This is a genomic window from Shewanella algicola, assembly GCF_014648035.1.
In the GTDB taxonomy this organism is placed as follows: domain Bacteria; phylum Pseudomonadota; class Gammaproteobacteria; order Enterobacterales; family Shewanellaceae; genus Shewanella; species Shewanella algicola.
The window spans coordinates 1-17067 of record NZ_BMQI01000073.1 but is presented as its reverse complement, the minus strand read 5'-3'; the positions used below and the strand labels follow the sequence as shown (position 1 = coordinate 17067).

The 17067-nt window shown below is 39.4% G+C and carries 13 protein-coding genes and 1 pseudogene; 7 read left to right on the top strand and 7 right to left on the bottom strand.

The genetic code is table 11. From position 1 onward, the window contains the following. Nucleotides 1-196 precede the first annotated feature (196 nt). Nucleotides 197-1084, bottom strand: a complete 888-nt coding sequence (locus tag IEY42_RS20440) for a LysR substrate-binding domain-containing protein (RefSeq protein ID WP_188927060.1) — start codon at nucleotides 1082-1084, stop codon at nucleotides 197-199. A gap of 148 nt (nucleotides 1085-1232) precedes the next feature. On the opposite strand from IEY42_RS20440, the gene IEY42_RS20435 reads away from it, so the two are divergent. Beyond that, complete coding sequence (locus tag IEY42_RS20435) at nucleotides 1233-2078, top strand: DMT family transporter (RefSeq protein WP_373292899.1); 846 nt, start codon at nucleotides 1233-1235, stop codon at nucleotides 2076-2078. Nucleotides 2079-2115: 37 nt separating this feature from the next. Here IEY42_RS20435 and IEY42_RS20430 read toward each other — a convergent pair whose 3' ends face one another. The 4 genes from IEY42_RS20430 to IEY42_RS20415 form a co-directional block, all read right to left on the bottom strand. Next, the gene (locus IEY42_RS20430; RefSeq protein WP_188927058.1) at nucleotides 2116-2592 is read right to left on the bottom strand and encodes a hypothetical protein; all 477 of its coding nucleotides are present in this window, start codon (nucleotides 2590-2592) and stop codon (nucleotides 2116-2118) included. Nucleotides 2593-2914: 322 nt separating this feature from the next. After that, nucleotides 2915-3070 (bottom strand): hypothetical protein, encoded by a 156-nt coding sequence (locus tag IEY42_RS20425; protein ID WP_188927057.1) that lies wholly within the window; start codon nucleotides 3068-3070, stop codon nucleotides 2915-2917. A gap of 469 nt (nucleotides 3071-3539) precedes the next feature. Next, on the bottom strand, nucleotides 3540-4634 hold the full coding sequence (locus IEY42_RS20420; RefSeq protein WP_188927056.1) for an NADH:flavin oxidoreductase/NADH oxidase: 1095 nt from the start codon (nucleotides 4632-4634) through the stop codon (nucleotides 3540-3542). A 378-nt stretch (nucleotides 4635-5012) separates the two neighbouring features. Beyond that, nucleotides 5013-5900: a LysR family transcriptional regulator gene (locus IEY42_RS20415; protein ID WP_188927055.1), complete on the bottom strand. Its 888-nt coding sequence runs from the start codon at nucleotides 5898-5900 to the stop codon at nucleotides 5013-5015. Nucleotides 5901-6353: 453 nt separating this feature from the next. Here IEY42_RS20415 and IEY42_RS20410 point away from each other — a divergent pair, with 453 nt between their 5' ends. Then, the gene (locus IEY42_RS20410) at nucleotides 6354-8507 is read left to right on the top strand and encodes a TonB-dependent receptor (protein WP_188927054.1); all 2154 of its coding nucleotides are present in this window, start codon (nucleotides 6354-6356) and stop codon (nucleotides 8505-8507) included. 775 nt (nucleotides 8508-9282) lie between these two features. Here the strand turns inward: IEY42_RS20410 and IEY42_RS20405 are convergent. Next, nucleotides 9283-9708 (bottom strand): DoxX family protein, encoded by a 426-nt coding sequence (locus tag IEY42_RS20405; RefSeq protein WP_188927053.1) that lies wholly within the window; start codon nucleotides 9706-9708, stop codon nucleotides 9283-9285. 218 nt (nucleotides 9709-9926) lie between these two features. Then, nucleotides 9927-10532, bottom strand: coding sequence for a TetR/AcrR family transcriptional regulator (locus IEY42_RS20400; protein WP_188927052.1), 606 nt, complete (start codon nucleotides 10530-10532; stop codon nucleotides 9927-9929). Nucleotides 10533-11789: 1257 nt separating this feature from the next. On the opposite strand from IEY42_RS20400, the gene IEY42_RS20395 reads away from it, so the two are divergent. From IEY42_RS20395 to ccmE, 5 genes and pseudogenes are all read left to right on the top strand, one after another. Next, nucleotides 11790-12269: a (2Fe-2S)-binding protein gene (locus IEY42_RS20395; RefSeq protein WP_188927051.1), complete on the top strand. Its 480-nt coding sequence runs from the start codon at nucleotides 11790-11792 to the stop codon at nucleotides 12267-12269. After that, nucleotides 12253-14556, top strand: coding sequence for a xanthine dehydrogenase family protein molybdopterin-binding subunit (locus IEY42_RS20390; RefSeq protein ID WP_188927050.1), 2304 nt, complete (start codon nucleotides 12253-12255; stop codon nucleotides 14554-14556). The genes IEY42_RS20395 and IEY42_RS20390 overlap by 17 nt, the downstream gene beginning before the upstream one ends. Nucleotides 14557-15297: 741 nt before the next feature. Continuing rightward, on the top strand, nucleotides 15298-16044 hold the full coding sequence (gene ccmC / locus IEY42_RS20385) for a heme ABC transporter permease CcmC (RefSeq protein ID WP_188927049.1): 747 nt from the start codon (nucleotides 15298-15300) through the stop codon (nucleotides 16042-16044). Next, nucleotides 16044-16256: pseudogene (ccmD, locus tag IEY42_RS20380) on the top strand (heme exporter protein CcmD). The gene ccmC and the pseudogene ccmD overlap by 1 nt, the downstream one beginning before the upstream one ends. Continuing rightward, on the top strand, nucleotides 16240-16725 hold the full coding sequence (gene ccmE / locus IEY42_RS20375) for a cytochrome c maturation protein CcmE (protein ID WP_188927048.1): 486 nt from the start codon (nucleotides 16240-16242) through the stop codon (nucleotides 16723-16725). Before ccmD ends, ccmE begins: the two are co-directional and overlap by 17 nt. Nucleotides 16726-17067: the final 342 nt, after the last annotated feature.

Sequence of the window (17067 nt, the reverse complement as noted above, 5' to 3'; positions counted from 1 at the left end):
CAGAGAACAAAAAAGAAGCAGCTTAACAGCTTAGGCGACAACTACCTTGAAAAACGCCGTTATCTAGGGGATCCTGGTTATTCGCTATTTACTTGTCGGAAATTTTTGAATCCATTTCTCCCAACTAGTCATATCAAGTTTTCATAAAGATGAATTGCAGAAAAAATTATTGAAGAAAACTATTATAAATTAAGTACTAACATTGCTGTTCTAACCAACGACCAAAACTAATTATATCAGTTCGATTAGAGTTTAACTCTCTATAAACAAAATAAAAATTATCACCCGTTATCAATTCATGCATCGGAATTCTAACAAAATTCTGCTTATTAGATTGATCTACCATCATATAGTTATTAATAAGAGTAACACCTAAATTGTAACGTGCTGCTTCTGCAGCAAGTAGTACATGACTAAATTTATTGATTTTTAGATCACTAGGTAGTTCAAATCCACCAGCTTTGCACCATCGCAGCCAATCACTAGCGATGTTTTCATTTGTGTCAGAATATCGCACTGACAATATAGGATGTCGCCATAATGCCTCAGGCAGTGGCTTTCCTCTTATTTTTTCCCAAAGATTTTGACCACAAACAGGAAATAGCTTTTCTGTAAATAATAATTTACTGACAAAATGACGTTTTGGTGGGTTTACGGTAATGAAACAGTCAGCAAATTGATCATTAAAGTCGGGCTGGTCTGTGACCATATCTAACGTTACTTCTATCTCTGGATATTGTTTACGGAAATCTTCTAATCGCGGAATTAACCAATTAACGGCCACAGAGCTATAAAGAGCTAAGCGAATATACCCAGGTTTTCCATGTCGAATAATCTGACTAGTATTTGAAAGGATAGCTAGTGAGCGATTTACTTCTGTGAAATAACGCTCTCCAACTTCTGTTAAAGAAAAAGTCCGACCTTGCCTATAAAACATTGCTTCACCAAGATACTCCTCGAGAATTCGTACTTGGTGACTCACTGCACTCTGAGTCACATTGAGGCTTGCTGCTGCTTTTGAAAAGCTATTAAGTCTTGCAACTGATTCAAAGCATTGTATTGCGCGCAATGGCGGTAACTTCATTATTAGCTCAACTAATACTAAATGGATTTATATCATTATACGTCATAGCTCTATAGGAATATACTGACGACTTAACGCAAGTAATTTGCGTAATCCTATTTAGTTTTTATATATATTCCTGATAAAGCCGAGGGTAAGAATGCCGAAGATGAGTGTTGGATTTGCAATGGTTTTATTGGTTTTAGGAAACATTGTCGCAGTCCTCTCAGATGCTCTGATTAAAAACATGCCGACTGGGACTGCGGTGTATCAATTTGTTCTATTTCGTCAATTAACAGCCGTTTTGATGCTGTTACCATTTTGTTTAATCAATACAAAAAGCAAATTATTTAGTCATGTAAAATGGCACTTTGTACGTGGCCATGTTTGGTTGTTTGGTGCTATATTCATGGTGTTATCTCTTCAAGCTCTGCCTCTGGCAACTGTTAATGCTATTTTTTATACTGCCCCACTACTTATGTTACCGTTAGGTTTTTTATTTTATAGAGACAAGTTAACCATCCCAACTATAGCTGTATCGATTATTGGTTTTATAGGTATTATCATTGTTGTACAACCGACACAGATTAGTTTAGCAGCTATATCTGCACTTATAGTCGCGGTAACAATGGCTACAAATAATCTATTAATTCGTAAACTGCCCTATCATCACAATGTAGTTCAAACCTTATTCTTGACCAATCTAATGGGAATACCCTTTGCTCTTAGTTTAGCTATTTGGGAAAACCAACCTTTGGATTGGTCTCCGCTATTGACAGCGGCTAGCTCTAATTTGTTCATTTTGATCTATGCCGGTATATGCGTTTTTGTATATCGAACTGTGGAAGCACATAAAATTTCTAGTGCTGAATATACTGGTTTACTAGGTGCTGTAGTGGTTGGGATAATGTGGTTTGATGAAGTACCAGATATGAGTCTAGTGATAGGTTCAGCGTTAATTATCTTACCTTTAGTTTGGCTAGCGGCACTTGAATCAGTTAAGCATAAGAAGTAGGTTTGAAAATAGTCATCAAATTATTTTAACTTGACCACTACAGACATGTTGAGGATTGAAATCCCACCGTATCCGGCAGAATGATATTTTTGATATTCTCTGCAATCTCCTTCAAGTCACGATCCGCCGTCAAGTTTCTCCCCAAAAAAAGCGCTATAATTAACTTCGTCGCGTAATTTGAACTAAGTACTGATATGATATTTCGCTCGCTAATTTTGATTTCTATTTCAGTGAGAGATGCTGGCGAGCCCTCTCCCCAAAAAGCGAGTTTGAATTCTTCTATATAACCATAACCACGGCCAAAACAGACGATAACTTTGGGCTTAAACTCATTGACTAAAGCATTCAAAAGCTTGAATCTGTATTGAGCACAATATGTTTGATAGTGATACTTAATACGTGTTTCAGTCAAATCGATATGCTCAGTTGACCATTTATCTATTTGCGGTGCTGGCAGGGGGAATAAATTAACTTTAAACTCGTTTAAATCTGCTTCGCAATATTTTTCGCGCATGTACTACTTATAACAACCTCCAAAGTCGAATATCCGGCATAATAACTTCGCAATTTTTTGGTCAAACTTTGCGTTGCGCTTGAAAATGACTAAACGTGACTTAAAAGGTACTAGCTCACCTAAAAAGTAAACGCCAAGGCTTTTGGCTCTAGCAATTGCTTGAACTGTAGTGGTCAAGTTAAATTGGCCACGGTTCTAGAGTCATTCCAATATAAACGTTCTGACTCATTTGGCATCAAGCTTGATTTCTTTTGAATAGGACTTACGTGTTTTCATTTCAATCTCCAGTTAAATCAATTACGTCTTAACTCGCTTAGTCGTATCAATTAAACCACGTCACTAACTGATGGCTAATCAAAATACTTGAAACAGAGTGAGCGACAAGTGCTAGTGCACTGGCCTCTTGTTCATCTACTAACTCCAGATTGTTTGCGGCAATCAAGTGCTCTAAATGCCATAACGATAGTTCACACCACATTGACACCAATATTCTATCTTTGACCAAAATAAGCACTTATCCAGGTTCGGAACATAAAAGCATCGCAAGCAGGCCTTTTAATGGCACTCTAAGTTTTATTGTAATGGTCAGAAGGTAATATAGACTTCGTTAGTAAGTTATTCTTCGTTAAATTCCCGTTCCAATAGGTTTACTGCTATCAGCCACAGTTGACAGGTAAAATCATGCATCACTTGAATATGTAAAGGTTGCATTTACCTGATCTTGAAACGGTTTATCACAGCCCAATATTATTGCGAATTAGGGGGGACATAGAGAATGCGTTTTTACAAACATCTCGGATAAAGTAAATCATACTGTAAAGATAAATAGGCAAGCATTTGTTTTATTTACTATTTTTATATTATAGATAAAAAGTGCTCAACTTTTGCAAAGAGCACCTTAGATATTTGAATAAACTCATTTAGCTCCCCTAAGCAGCACATGAGCACTATTTAAATGGCGAAGGAATACCATGAGGAGATGAACGAAGGTACTGCGGTGGTGCAGTAACTTGCTGACCTAATTCAGCGGCCGCATGCCAGACCCAGTGTGGGTTATAAAGAATACCCCGAGCTAATGCTACAGCATCAGCTTTACCAGAAGCGATGATTTCATCTGCTACTTTTGGATTGTCTATCAAGCCAACTGCTATAACAGGGATATCCACAGCTTGCTTTATTGCCTCAGCAAATGGCACCTGAAACCCTGGTGCCACTGGGATCTGTTGCTGAGAACTTAAGCCTGCAGTACTCACATGGATAAAGTGACATCCCTTAGCGGCAAGTGCTTGAGCTAATATTATACTTTGTCCAAGATCCCAACCACCATCAACCCAATCGGTGGCTGAAATACGCACGCCCAGGGTCATCTTATCCGATATCACAGCAAGCATACGATCGACAACATCTAGTAAAAAACGCATACGGTTCTCAAGATTACCACCATATTGATCATCACGCGTATTCGACAATGGTGATAGAAACTGATGGATTAAATAGCCATGGGCAGCATGTATTTCAATGGCATCAATGCCTAACCTTTCTGCACGTTTAGCCGCAGCCGTAAAATCTTCCAAAATATTAACAATATCTTTAACGCTTAGTTCATCAGGTATGGGTCCATCAACAGTAAAAGGTAATGCAGAGGGAGCCACTGGGGGCCAACCATTTTGTGCATCAGCTGCAATGAAATTGCCGCCATCCCAAGGTTTCTGAGTTGATGCTTTACGGCCAGCATGTGATAGCTGGATAGCGATAGGTATATTGGAATAACGACGAGCTACAGCCAATGATTGGGCTAGTGCCAGCTCTGTCCTATCATCCCATAATCCCAAATCAGCATAAGTTATACGGCCTGTCGGATTTACCGCGGCAGCTTCTAGAATGAGTAATCCGGCACCTGATAACGCTAATCTACCCAAGTGTAAAGTATGCCAATCTGTTGCTGCGCCCTCATCAGCAGAATACTGACACATAGGTGCAATGACAACACGATTTTCTAAAGTCAAGTGACCGATTTTTAGAGGGGTAAATAAGTGGTTCATAAAAAGGTTTCCTTGCTGGTATAAATTAATGCAGATGACACATTAGTCTGTGTCAGTAGGATATTCAGTAGTGACAAAGCTTGAACTACTTGGTTTTAGCCTATTCACTTATTTTGATTATAAAGTGCGCTAATTTTTAGTTTAATTACCGGCAGCTCAATCTAAAAAAGTAGTTTAAAAGCATTCTCGAAAACACAATCACCGTAAAATTTAGCGATTTATTCATACTCGCTTATCGATCAATAATAATTTTAACATCATATTATAAAGGTATGAGTATCAAAAAAGAATATCAACTGGACGCAAAACTCAATTGCTTATTATGCAACACTGACTCGTTATTGATATGTCTGCTACTGAACACTGAGTTAATAGCTATTATTTAACGATTTCTCTAACGAAGTCGATAAATGCATTTACTCTTTTTGATCCGCGATGGTTAGGTAAATATAAAGCAGAAATTGCGGCACTGGAACTATTGGGATTAACTTGATATGAAGTCAGTAGACTGATCATTTTTCCACCATTAATATCTTGTTGGATCAACCAATCTGGTAATAAAGCGATGCCATGACCAGACAAAACTATCTCCCTGATAACTTCAACATTATTGGTCTTTAACTTGCCTGCTACAGGAATACGTAGCTCTTCATCTTCAGACAGAAACGTCCATACTAGCTGGCTACTAAAGCGTAAACATTGGTGTTGCAATAAATCTGCTGGCTGCTGCGGACGACCATATTGCTTTATATAGTCTGGACTAGCAACCACTAGCCGTCGAAATAGACCTAATGGCCTACTAACTAACTCTTCATTTGGCGCAGGGGAACCAAGTCTGATCGAAAGATCGATACGCTGATTAAATAAATCTATAATTTCATCACTGAGAACCAGATCCAAATCTACTCTAGGGTGAGAATGTAAAAAACTGCCTATATGTGGTGCAATAACAAAACGACCAAATGCTGTTGGCACCGTCACGCGCAGTGGACCTGATGGCTCATCTTGGCTGTCTTTTATCTTTTCATCTGCTTGAACTACACTGTCAAGAATCTTCCTTGCACTCATGTAATATGCCATACCGGCATCAGATATGGTGATTTGTCGAGTTGATCGATTTAAGAGCACTGTGCCTAATTCGGATTCAAGTGAATCTACCATGCGTGTTACCGATGATGTGGCAACTGAAAGGTTGCGTGCTGCCGAGGAAAACCCCTTCGCATCAACCGTCTCGACAAACATTTTCAACGCCAGTAATTTATCCATCTAATATCTTACTACCTTCTTCTGATTTGTTTAGAAAATTCATGTTAGATTATTATTATACCATTACCGATATACTCTCTAGTCAATGACGTTTTAAAGTGCATAAAAATTAACATATTAGCTAAGCATCACCCCGACTAGCTGCCTTTAAAACTTGATTGTTCCCCCCCTTCTTATCAGAACCTTCAAAAATTGTGGCAGGACAGATATTCGTCAGTATCTGCTGAATTGGATGCGTGTAGTACATCGTCTTCCAAGAGGAATGGCAATTTCATACGTATTGATAGTATCTCAACGGCATCAAACTCACTTTTCCCTTTAGTGTTTGTATTAACATAATATGAGTCAAATAATTTTACTTTAATAGGAAGGTAAATAATGTAAATAATATTCACACGCTAATGATAATGAATATTATTAACGACCATTCATTATTTGTTAATCGGTATACCTATGTTATTTAAGCCTAGCCAATTGGCTATTGCGACACATTGTGCATTATTTTTATTAGTACTCCCCGTAACTCATGCCAATGCAGAATCTTCAACACAAGCCACAGAAAACCAAGCTTCAATGGAGCGAATGATTATTACTGGTAGTCGCTCTGCAGAACGGATAGAGGAAGTCCCTTCTTCAGTCACGCTTATTGAGCAACAAACCCTCGCACAAGACATGTTAATGACTTCGCAGTTACAAAACTTACTTGCATTTCGCGTTCCAGGGTTAGCGCCAAGCACTGGCACATCAAGTAACTCGGGACAAAACTTACGCGGTCGTGCCGCACTAGTCATGATTGATGGCGTACCACAATCTACCCCATTACGAAATGGAAAATTAGGCATAAGCTCTATCGATGCAGGGGTCATTGAGCGTATTGAAGTGATTAAAGGAGCGACCTCAATTTATGGCAATGGCGCTTCAGGCGGCATCATCAACTACATCACTAAACGAGCCAGTGAAGATAAAGCACGAGTGAAGGTTGGGGCTTCCAGTAAATTTAGTGCGGTAAAATTACAAGACAGTGCCGGTTATCGAGTGGATACATCAATAGACGGTACGGTTGATAATTTCAGTTACGTATTTAGTGCCATTACCGAAAAAACAGGTGTTGAACGTGATTCAGAAGGTGACGCTATCGGATTAGTCTATGGTTTATCAGAAACTAAATCGAATAATTATTTTACTAAACTCGGCTATCAACTCGACGACGACAAGTCGATTCAACTGACGTATAACTACTACGAAGCCCAACAAGAATCTGACTACATAGATGTTGTTGGCAATGCTAACACAGGCGAAAAAACTTACTCGATAGACAATACTACTGGGATTGTAAAGCTGGGCGTACCTCAAGGGCCGCGTGGCAATCATAACCTAATGTTAAAATACGTCGACCAAGAGATATTCACTAACACCCAATTAACCGTTGATGGTTATCTGCAAAAAATTGAAAACATGTTTTTCTTTTCAACTGCACTCGCTAATCAAAGTGAAGGTTACGAAGGGGGTCAGTCCTTCATCAAGTCAGAAAAGAAAGGCCTACGCGTTAACTTTGCTACCCAAGTTGATTGGGATAATGTTGAATCAACCTTCATTTATGGTATTGATGCGCTGCAAGACATCAGTTCACAACCATTAGAAGACGGCCGAATTTGGGTGCCTGAAATGGACATGCGTAACTTAGCGGTTTATTTACAAACTAAGTTTGTTATTGCCGACGATTGGGTTATTAAAGCCGGTATCCGCCAAGACAGTGTTAATTTAACGGTCGATGATTATCAAACCTTAAAACTTTGCCGAACGCCAAGTACGTGCTCAGTACCTTTTGATGTCACAGGCGGAGAATTAACATATAACTCAACCACCTATAATATTGGCTTACGTTACAATATGAACGAGTTGTTTAACCCGTTTATGAGCTTTTCCCAAGGTGCAGATATTTCAGATATTGGCCGCCTTTTACGAACAGCCACTGTCGATGATATTGCGTTAATACGCACAGAATCATCGATTGTTGATAATTATGAAATCGGTTTTTCTGGTCAACTTGGTGATCTGAATTATGAAATTGCCGCCTACCGAAGTAAATCAGAATTAGGCACAAGTAACAGCTTTGATGCAACAACAGGCATTTACTTGCCTGTACGCGCACCACAAAAAATTTGGGGTTACGAAGCGCAAGTTGACTATCGAGTGTTAGATAATCTCAATACAGGTTTAAGCTATAGCTGGGTTGAAGGTAAAGACACTGAAACGGATACTTACATAGATGGTGGCGCCATATCCCCTCCTAAATTAACAGCTTATATTAGTTGGCAGCCCGTTGAAGAAGCGAGTATTGGTATTAACTACATGTATGTTGGTGACCGAGACCGATTTGAGCCGGTAGATGGCGCATATATTGGTTCTCAAGGCCCTATAGAAAATTATAACGTTGTGAACCTAACCAGTAGTTATCAACTCAATAATTGGCAGCTCTCATTAGGTGTGGAAAACTTACTTAATGAAGATTATTTTTCTGCTCGCTCACAAGCTTCTACTAACGCGAGTTACTATACTCAAGCACTGGGTACCACTATCAATGTAGGTATAAAAGCCAGCTTTTAACCCTCGGCAAGATAGCAAAAAGGGAATAAACAATAAAATATTTACTCCCTTTTCTAATTCAGCAAGGGGTTAATACAACCCCAGTAATAGTCCAACACTAAAAGTGATGCGGTACCTGCAACACCAATTCTCATGGTGCACTCGGGAATGGCTAAGTCATATTAACCACACTCCAGTGAAGGAGGAATCAATACTCTTACCTCAACAAATTAGATCGTAATGCATTGAATTACAAACCTATTTATCATGACACTTCAATGCGGAAAACTTCGTTAGAGAATAAGCGAGAAAGAAATTAGACTCGATGATTAGCTTAAAACTCAGTATAACCGAGTGATCGGTGGCAAAAAAGGAAATAACTCTCAACTTAAGTGAACTGCATTACGAATAAAGTGTATTTTTTAGGTAAAAATTTGAATTAGCAAGGTTAATTAATATCACCTTAAATTTTAGCCTAACTGTTTTTATTTCATTAAGTAGCTATTAAATGCTATAGCAAGCCGTGAGCGTTGGTTTGAGCTATTCTAAAAGAATATTGCCCTGAACGCGTGCCTGTAATCATATCTAATTCAAATTAAGTGGTCAGTTTTCTACCGTCTAGAATATAATTGAACTTTCATAACAAACACAGAGATAAATCAATTCTATGGAACCGAAGACACGACTCAATAATATCATCAAACTCACTATCTCCTACCTATCAGAAATATTAATAGAACACTTTCATTTAGCATACAAGGGTATGGATACAACCAAATTATATTATTGTCCAGAGTTAGATGTAGGAGTTATTCTTACCCGAAAGATAACTGTGCCCTGAAAGCAGTAATAACCCAGCAAATATACCTAAATTTTTAACGAAGTTTTGTAATTCATGCGCTCCCTCAATACCCTTAATATTCCAAAAATCATGTAAATTGATGTTGATAAGCAAAACAAGACCGGCCAGTAGTAATGAGAAAATGGCTGTATATCGATTAAATATCAATGCAAAAGCTGCAACAATTTGGAATACACCAGCTGACGTAAGAAGAAAGGGAATAAACACCATTCCGTGCTGAGCCATTAATGAAACATGCATGTCCCAAGCGACAAACTTCATTATTCCTGGTACTAAAAAATATAAAGCTAATAATATTCGACCGACAATGAGAGCTGATATCGCTAATCTTTGTCTTTTTAGAGGAGCTATAATATTCATAATGGCATATCCATTGCTAGTAAACCAAAAACATCAGAGCAATGATCTTTTTGCTCCAATATGTTTATTTTATCTAAATAAGCTGGATCTAATATGTTTTGCATGTTGTTACCTTTGAATTAAGGAGTAATTTTTAACTCCTTATTGAGATGGTAGATCATAATCTAGTTTACAAAAAAGTGGCTTAACCGTTACTTTATAGATAACTTTAATTTCGACTATTCCGAAGTAGAAACAACACCAAGCATCTGCAAGGTACCGGGCCAAATATCGTCTAATAACGTTGGATCATTGAGTACTTGTGCATGAGTCAAAACACCTTCAAAAAAAGCAAGCACACAACGCGCACTCATAGCTGGATCAGTCACATTAATGTCGCCAACTAGTTGAGCGTCACGAATTGCAGATTCAATATATGCAAGTAAATCAGTAAACGTGCGCTTCAATTTTTTATCCAACTCAGGTGCAGTACCACTTATCTCTGCTCCCACACTAAAATTAGGACAACCCAATATACGACCGTGTGTATTGAGGGCCTCTAATTGTGTATTTCGTATATCATCGAAATACAGTTTCAGTCGTTCTAAAGGGGTTCGGGTATGCGAAAATAAAGTGTCCATTTTAGCTTTCTTAGCCTCCCATCTCCAACTTATAGCCTCCGCGGCAAGCTCGGATTTCGAGTTGAAAAAGTAATAGAAACTCCCCTTTTTAACACCCGCACGCTCACAAATTAGGTCGATCGTAAGAGTGCCATAACTGGTCTCCCACATCAGATCTAATATTGCCTGTTGCAGGTGTTGTCTACTGTCACTCTTTCGACCCATTAGTCAGTACCTTTTTCTATTGCTAATAATTATAGTTGACTATCTATCTATGTCAATATGCTACTTTGAATATTTACTTTTGTCACAGAATGATTCAATACCGTACGATTTATCAAACACAGCATCAAAACTGATGCTTGTAGATGGCTGAACTGATTAAGAAATAAGATAAATGTGTTGCTTGGTAAGCATTAATTGATAATCGAACTATAACAGTGCTAGTTCTTAAATTTACAATTAGATCATAGGCTAAATTAATCTATAAACATAAGCTACGGGTAAGTAATCCAATACTAATCTAGCCAAATCTTTACAGTCTGACTGATGAACTTCTTGAAGCTCCCGGCAAGCTAAAGAACTAACGAATTGATAGTTTGAGGATGTATTTCATTACTATAATTTACTGACTTAAAAATTAACTGGTGATTTTTTCAAGTTAGTTCTTCAGTGAAAACAACATATGTATAGATAGAATATCTTATTTCAAAAATATAAATAAGCTAGTTGGTCAATAACATACAATTACTAGATATGAGCGTATTATTCAAAACTTTTCCATATCAAAGATAATTTACAAAAATTCAGTCTGCTGTATCTAAGCGCTGCTGAACATCAATTGGATTTTTTAATCCGGATAGAAACCGCTTACATTTAACCCCCTAAAGATAGTCATACCAACAAACTCAACACCATACTAAATGATAGGCAATATCAAAATACAGAAATGGTAACATCTAATAAAAACAGAAATGATGCATTCGACATAATCGTATAAGATACTGCCTATTAAGTAGTTAATTAGGCACTTAAATGAACAACAATTTCAGTTGAATAAGTATCATTTAAAATTTTAATAAACAATATATTAGCAAAAAAACCATATCCACACCCACCTTATAGGCATTCCTACTAGCTATAAAACCACAACATTAGATAAAGCTAATTATTTCACTTACGTCTTGTTACTAATCAGCGGATTGATGTATTATTTCATTCTAATAGTCAAATGAGGTGCTAGTTTATTAATACTATTTCTTATTCAAAATGATGTGACAAATATATTAAAATTCTTTTTTATGAGTGATTTAGCAGGCTAAAACCGAGGTCTAGTGATACTCTAAGCAATAAAGATATTATTGCCGTAGCGGCTTGTTTATTTCAATTATCTGCAAAAGCAGCGATCCTAAATTACAATAACAAGTGGACGAAATCCGCAATCAATCCCGATTTGAGCACTAATTCACTGGAGAAGTGGCAATGGCAAAATTTATTTTAAACGGCAAACCGATGACTGCCGATGTAGAGAGTGATACTCCTCTACTGTGGGTTATTCGTGATGAACTGGACATGACTGGCACCAAATTTGGTTGTGGTATCGGTAGCTGTGGTGCCTGTACCGTCCATGTAAATGGACGGGCATGGCGTTCATGCATTACCCCAGTTTCGTTAGTTGAAGGAGCCGAAATCACTACGATTGAGGGGCTTTCTGAAAAGGGTGATCATCCATTGCAAATTTCTTGGCAAAAACTGCAGGTACCACAGTGTGGTTACTGCCAGTCGGGCCAAATTATGCAAGCTGCAGCGCTACTAAAAGACATTCCTGAACCTTCAGACAAAGACATTGACGCTGTGATGGGCGGAAACTTATGTCGTTGTATGACCTACGTTCGTATTCGTGGTGCCATTCATGAAGCTGCAAACGCAATTAAGGAGAACAACGATGAGCAGAATGCCTAAACGTGGATCGGCTGGTATAACCCGCCGTGGTTTTTTAATTGCGATGACAGCTGTAGGTGTCAGCTTTGGTTTTCCTCGCCATTTGATGGCGGCAATGGATCCTGCTAGCCCAGACGGTAAAGTACTCCCAAGCGAAGGCGATATTTACGAACCGTCTTTATGGTACTCAATCGATACCGCAGGCAAAATTAAAGTCAACATTATGCGCTCAGAAATGGGCCAACATGTCGGTACTGCTATTGCGCGTATTCTTGCTGATGAACTAGAAGCTTCATGGGATGATGTCGAGATTATCCATGTCGACAGTGACCCGCGTTGGGGTTACATGGTTACCGGCGGCAGTTGGTCTATTTCACAAAGCTGGCCAGTTTACCGTCAAGCGGGTGCTGCTGGCCGTACAGCGTTAATTGAAGCTGCGGCTAAAAAATGGGGTATTGCAGCAAAAGACTGTAAAGCCAGTAACGGTAAAATTATCTCAAGTAAAGGCGAGCTGTCTTACGGTGAGTTAGTCACCATGGGCTTAACACGTCAGTTTACTGAAGAAGAACTTAAAACCCTGCCATTGAAGCCGAATGCCGATCTTAAACTGGTTGGCCAACAGGTGACGTCTCTTGATATCGCTAATAAAACCAATGGTAAAACGATATTTGGTATCGACGCCAAGGTTGATGGCATGGTTTACGCTAACCCAATTTTGCCACCAACACGTTATGGCTCCAAAGTGGTTAAGTTTGACGACTCTGCTGCAAAAGCCGTTAAGGGTTATCAACAAACTATCGTACTAGATGATGCCAGTGGCAGTGTGCCAGGTTGGTTAATGGTTATCGCCAGTAGCTTTAATGCGGCCCAAAAAGCCTCAAAGCTCGTGAAAGTAACATGGGACGCAGGTAAAACGGCCAACGTGTCTGAAGCAGACATTATTGCTCATGGTAAGCAATTACTTGGCGACCAAACCAAAGGCAGTATTTTAGACACAGGCAATACTGACACTGGTCCAGTATTTGCGAGTGCAAAAAGTACCATTGCAGAAGAATACATCACCAGCACGGTACTCCACGCACAAATGGAACCGCTTAATGCTCTGGTATTTAAAAACCAAGACGGCATATGGGAAGTGCATTCAGGTTGTCAGTGGCAATCGCTTACCCTTCCCGTATTGGCCACTGCATTAGGTGAAGAAGAAGCTAACATTGTGATTCGTAGCTACATGTTAGGCGGTGGCTTTGGCCGCAGACTTAACGGCGATTACACCATTCCTGCGGCGTTGACCTCTAAAGCATTAGGCGGTAAACCGGTTAAAATGGTGATGATACGTCCACAAGACATGTTATTTGATAGCGCGCGTTCTGCATCAGTTCAACAACTCAAAATGGCATTTGATGATAAAAAAGCGGTTACCGCAATGGAACATCACGCCACAGCAGGTTGGCCAACCCAAGTAGTAGCGCCAGGGTTTATGCCCAAAGGCACCAATGGCGAACCATTTGATCCGTTTTCAATTACAGGTGCAGACCATTGGTATAGCGTTGGCGCACAAAAGGTACGTGCGGTATCAAACGATCTGGCTATGGCGACCTTCAGACCAGGTTTTTTACGTTCTGTTGGACCGGGTTGGACAAGCTGGGCAGTTGAAAGCTTTATGGATGAAGCTGCCCATCACGCGGGTAAAGATCCATTGCAGTTCCGCCTAGACATGCTCATTGCCGAAGGCCGAAATGCTGGTAGCACACCCGTTGCTGAAGGTGGCGCGGCTCGCCAAGCCGCAGTATTGAAAAAAGCTGCTGAGATGATTGGTTGGGGCACTCCGCAAGCCAAAGATACAGGACTTGGCATTGCATCAACCTTTGGTCAAGAGCGTGAAATGCCAACCTGGGTAGCGTGTGCGGTCCAAGTGCATGTAGACAAAACCAATGGTATTGTCAATGTGCAAAAGCTTTATATTGCCATCGATGCCGGTATTATTGTTGACCCTAATGGTGCTGAAGCTCAGTGTCAGGGCGCAGCATTGTGGGGATTATCGATGGCCTTGTATGAAGGTACTGAACTGCTTAATGGTCAGTATAAAGACTCAAACTTCGATACCTATACCCCGCTGCGCTTGGGCCAAACTCCAGAAGTTAAAATCGAGTTTATCCCGAGTAAAATGCCACCATCTGGATTAGGTGAACCGGCAGTAACCCCTGTTGCTCCAGCGATTGCGAATGCAATCTACAAAGCCGTCGGTATACGTTTACGTAAAATCCCGATGAGACCTAGTGACTTAAAAAGTGCATCCATTAAAGTGTAATAGCTGACAAAAGTCCGTTACATTGTACAAAAATTGACTGCATATATTTAATTGGATATCACCTAAGATAGGAAGCACTGAACGTGGATACGTTTGGTGCTTTTTTATAGAGGAGGTAAAGCTAGTATCAGGCTTAACTTAGCAATTGTTCTCCGGATGATCGATACAACAAGTCAACACCTATATTTGTGTACTAATTTAGTTGACCACATCAGCCTAAAAATTTATTGAAAGCTCATAGAGTCGCGCTACTCAAGCCTAATTCTCTATATCCATTGTACCTAAGCAAACGAGAATATGTACAACAAATAAGCCCAATATCGCTATTTCATCCTTGGACTTCTGATGGCAATACAGACCTTTATGTTTTCTGGGGCAATCGTTTTTCTTTCTTATCAATGATGATACAGAAATCTCAGTCAGCGAGTTATTATTTGCATAATCTAATCAAGAGGCAAATAGGATAACTTTCGCTCAATTAAAGATTTGAAGATAATCTTAAAAATCTCATATTTTTGTGACGACAATCTCAGCTTAAACTAGAGATTAAGTTAATCTGTGGCTATCAGGTCAGCTGAGTAGTCACCGTTCTACTCCCTATAAACTCCAGTAATTGCTGAATGTTAGAGCGCGCGATGCAATCTAGTTTTCTCGTGTTAATAACCATTATGTTGATCGGTTTTTAATCCTATTACCTTTTATAACTGGCCCCAATAACCATCTACAAGTGAGAACAGACTAATGTGGAAGTGGCTACATTGTTTCGAAGACCCAGAGCAGGCATATAAATTGTCTGGCACCATGTTACCGTGGTTTAGCTTCTTGGCAATATTGCTCGTCGGGACAGGCAGCATTTGGGGTTTAGTGTTTGCCCCTACAGATTACCAGCAAGGAGATAGCTACCGTATTATCTTTATCCATGTACCTGCAGCATCAATGTCTATGATAGCTTATATGACCATGGCAGTATCCTCTTTAGTAGGCTTAGTCTGGAAAATAAAATCGGCAGATTGGGCTGCTGCTGCGATAGCGCCTATCGGTGCTATGATGACCTTTATCGCCTTATTAACGGGCGCAACATGGGGTAAACCTATGTGGGGCACTTGGTGGGTATGGGACGCACGTTTAACATCTGAGCTGGTGTTATTGTTTTTATACCTTGGAATAATTTCATTATATGCTTCATTTGAAGATAAAGTCCTCGCTGCGAGGGCGTCTGGCATTCTTGCAATTGTAGGAATAATAAATATTCCAATTATTAAATATTCTGTTGACTGGTGGAGTAGCATACATCAACCATCAAGCATTAAATTTACTGAAAAGTCGTCCATGTCGACCGATATGTTATATCCACTATTAATTAACATAGTTGGTTTTGGCGCAATGATTGTCGCCATCACTCTGATCCGCTATAGAACTGAAATCCTTGCTCGAAATGGTATGCGAACTTGGGTAAGGGATTTAGCAATCACAGAGGAAGCTAAATAATGCAATTTAATTCATTCAACGATCTTCTGTTTATGGGCGGTTACGCATTTTATGTTTGGCTGTCGTATGGCGTAACGTTCGGCTGCCTAGCCCTATTGATAATCTTTAGCATTTAAAAGAAGCATATGGTTCTTATTGAAATAGCTAAAAAGATAACTCGAGATCAGCACCTGAAAGAAATAAGAGGTAATAACCATGAATCTAAGACGTAAAAAAAGATTAACTTACGCCGTTGTAATTATTGCAGGCGGAGCAGCACTTACTTCAACGCTATTATACGCACTAAATTCAAATTTAAACTTATTCTATACACCCTATGAAATTACTCACGGGAAAACTGATTCAGGCGAAATGCCAGGAGTTGGTCAACGGATCCGAGTTGGTGGTATGGTAACGATGGGATCAATGAAACGTGATCCAAAAACTTTACATGTAGAGTTTGTGGTGCATGATTCATTGGGAGGACAAGTGCTTGTGACATATGATGACCTATTACCAGACTTATTCAGAGAGGGACAAGGAATTGTAGCGCAGGGAATACTGGCTGAATCAGGGCAGCTAGAGGCAACTGAGGTTCTGGCCAAGCACGATGAAAATTATATGCCGCCTGAAGTAGCTGAGGCTATGGGACAGATGCATGAAAAACCGACTTATAATAAGCTCGCGCTTACAGATAAGTAGATTATGCTTAGAATAAGCCAACTACTGAAAGTGGTTGGCTTATTCTCGCCTTACAAAAATATCACTATAAGTTAGCAACAGTTGACAGGAAGTGGATATCAAATTTCAATCTTTTAAGAAGATTGCCATGATATTGCAAAATCCATCAATTGCCATCTTATTACGCTTGTAGTGTTCTGCTATGATCGTCCTGACAAACAGCACCTAAGCCAATGCAATATGCAGCGTCATTCAAACAAATATTTAATACTCAATAAAAGAGTAATCACTATCCGTCTCCTGTAACCATCCCTTATGTAGATCATATTTTAAGAGAGTTTTCTTTACTTAACCGCTCATACA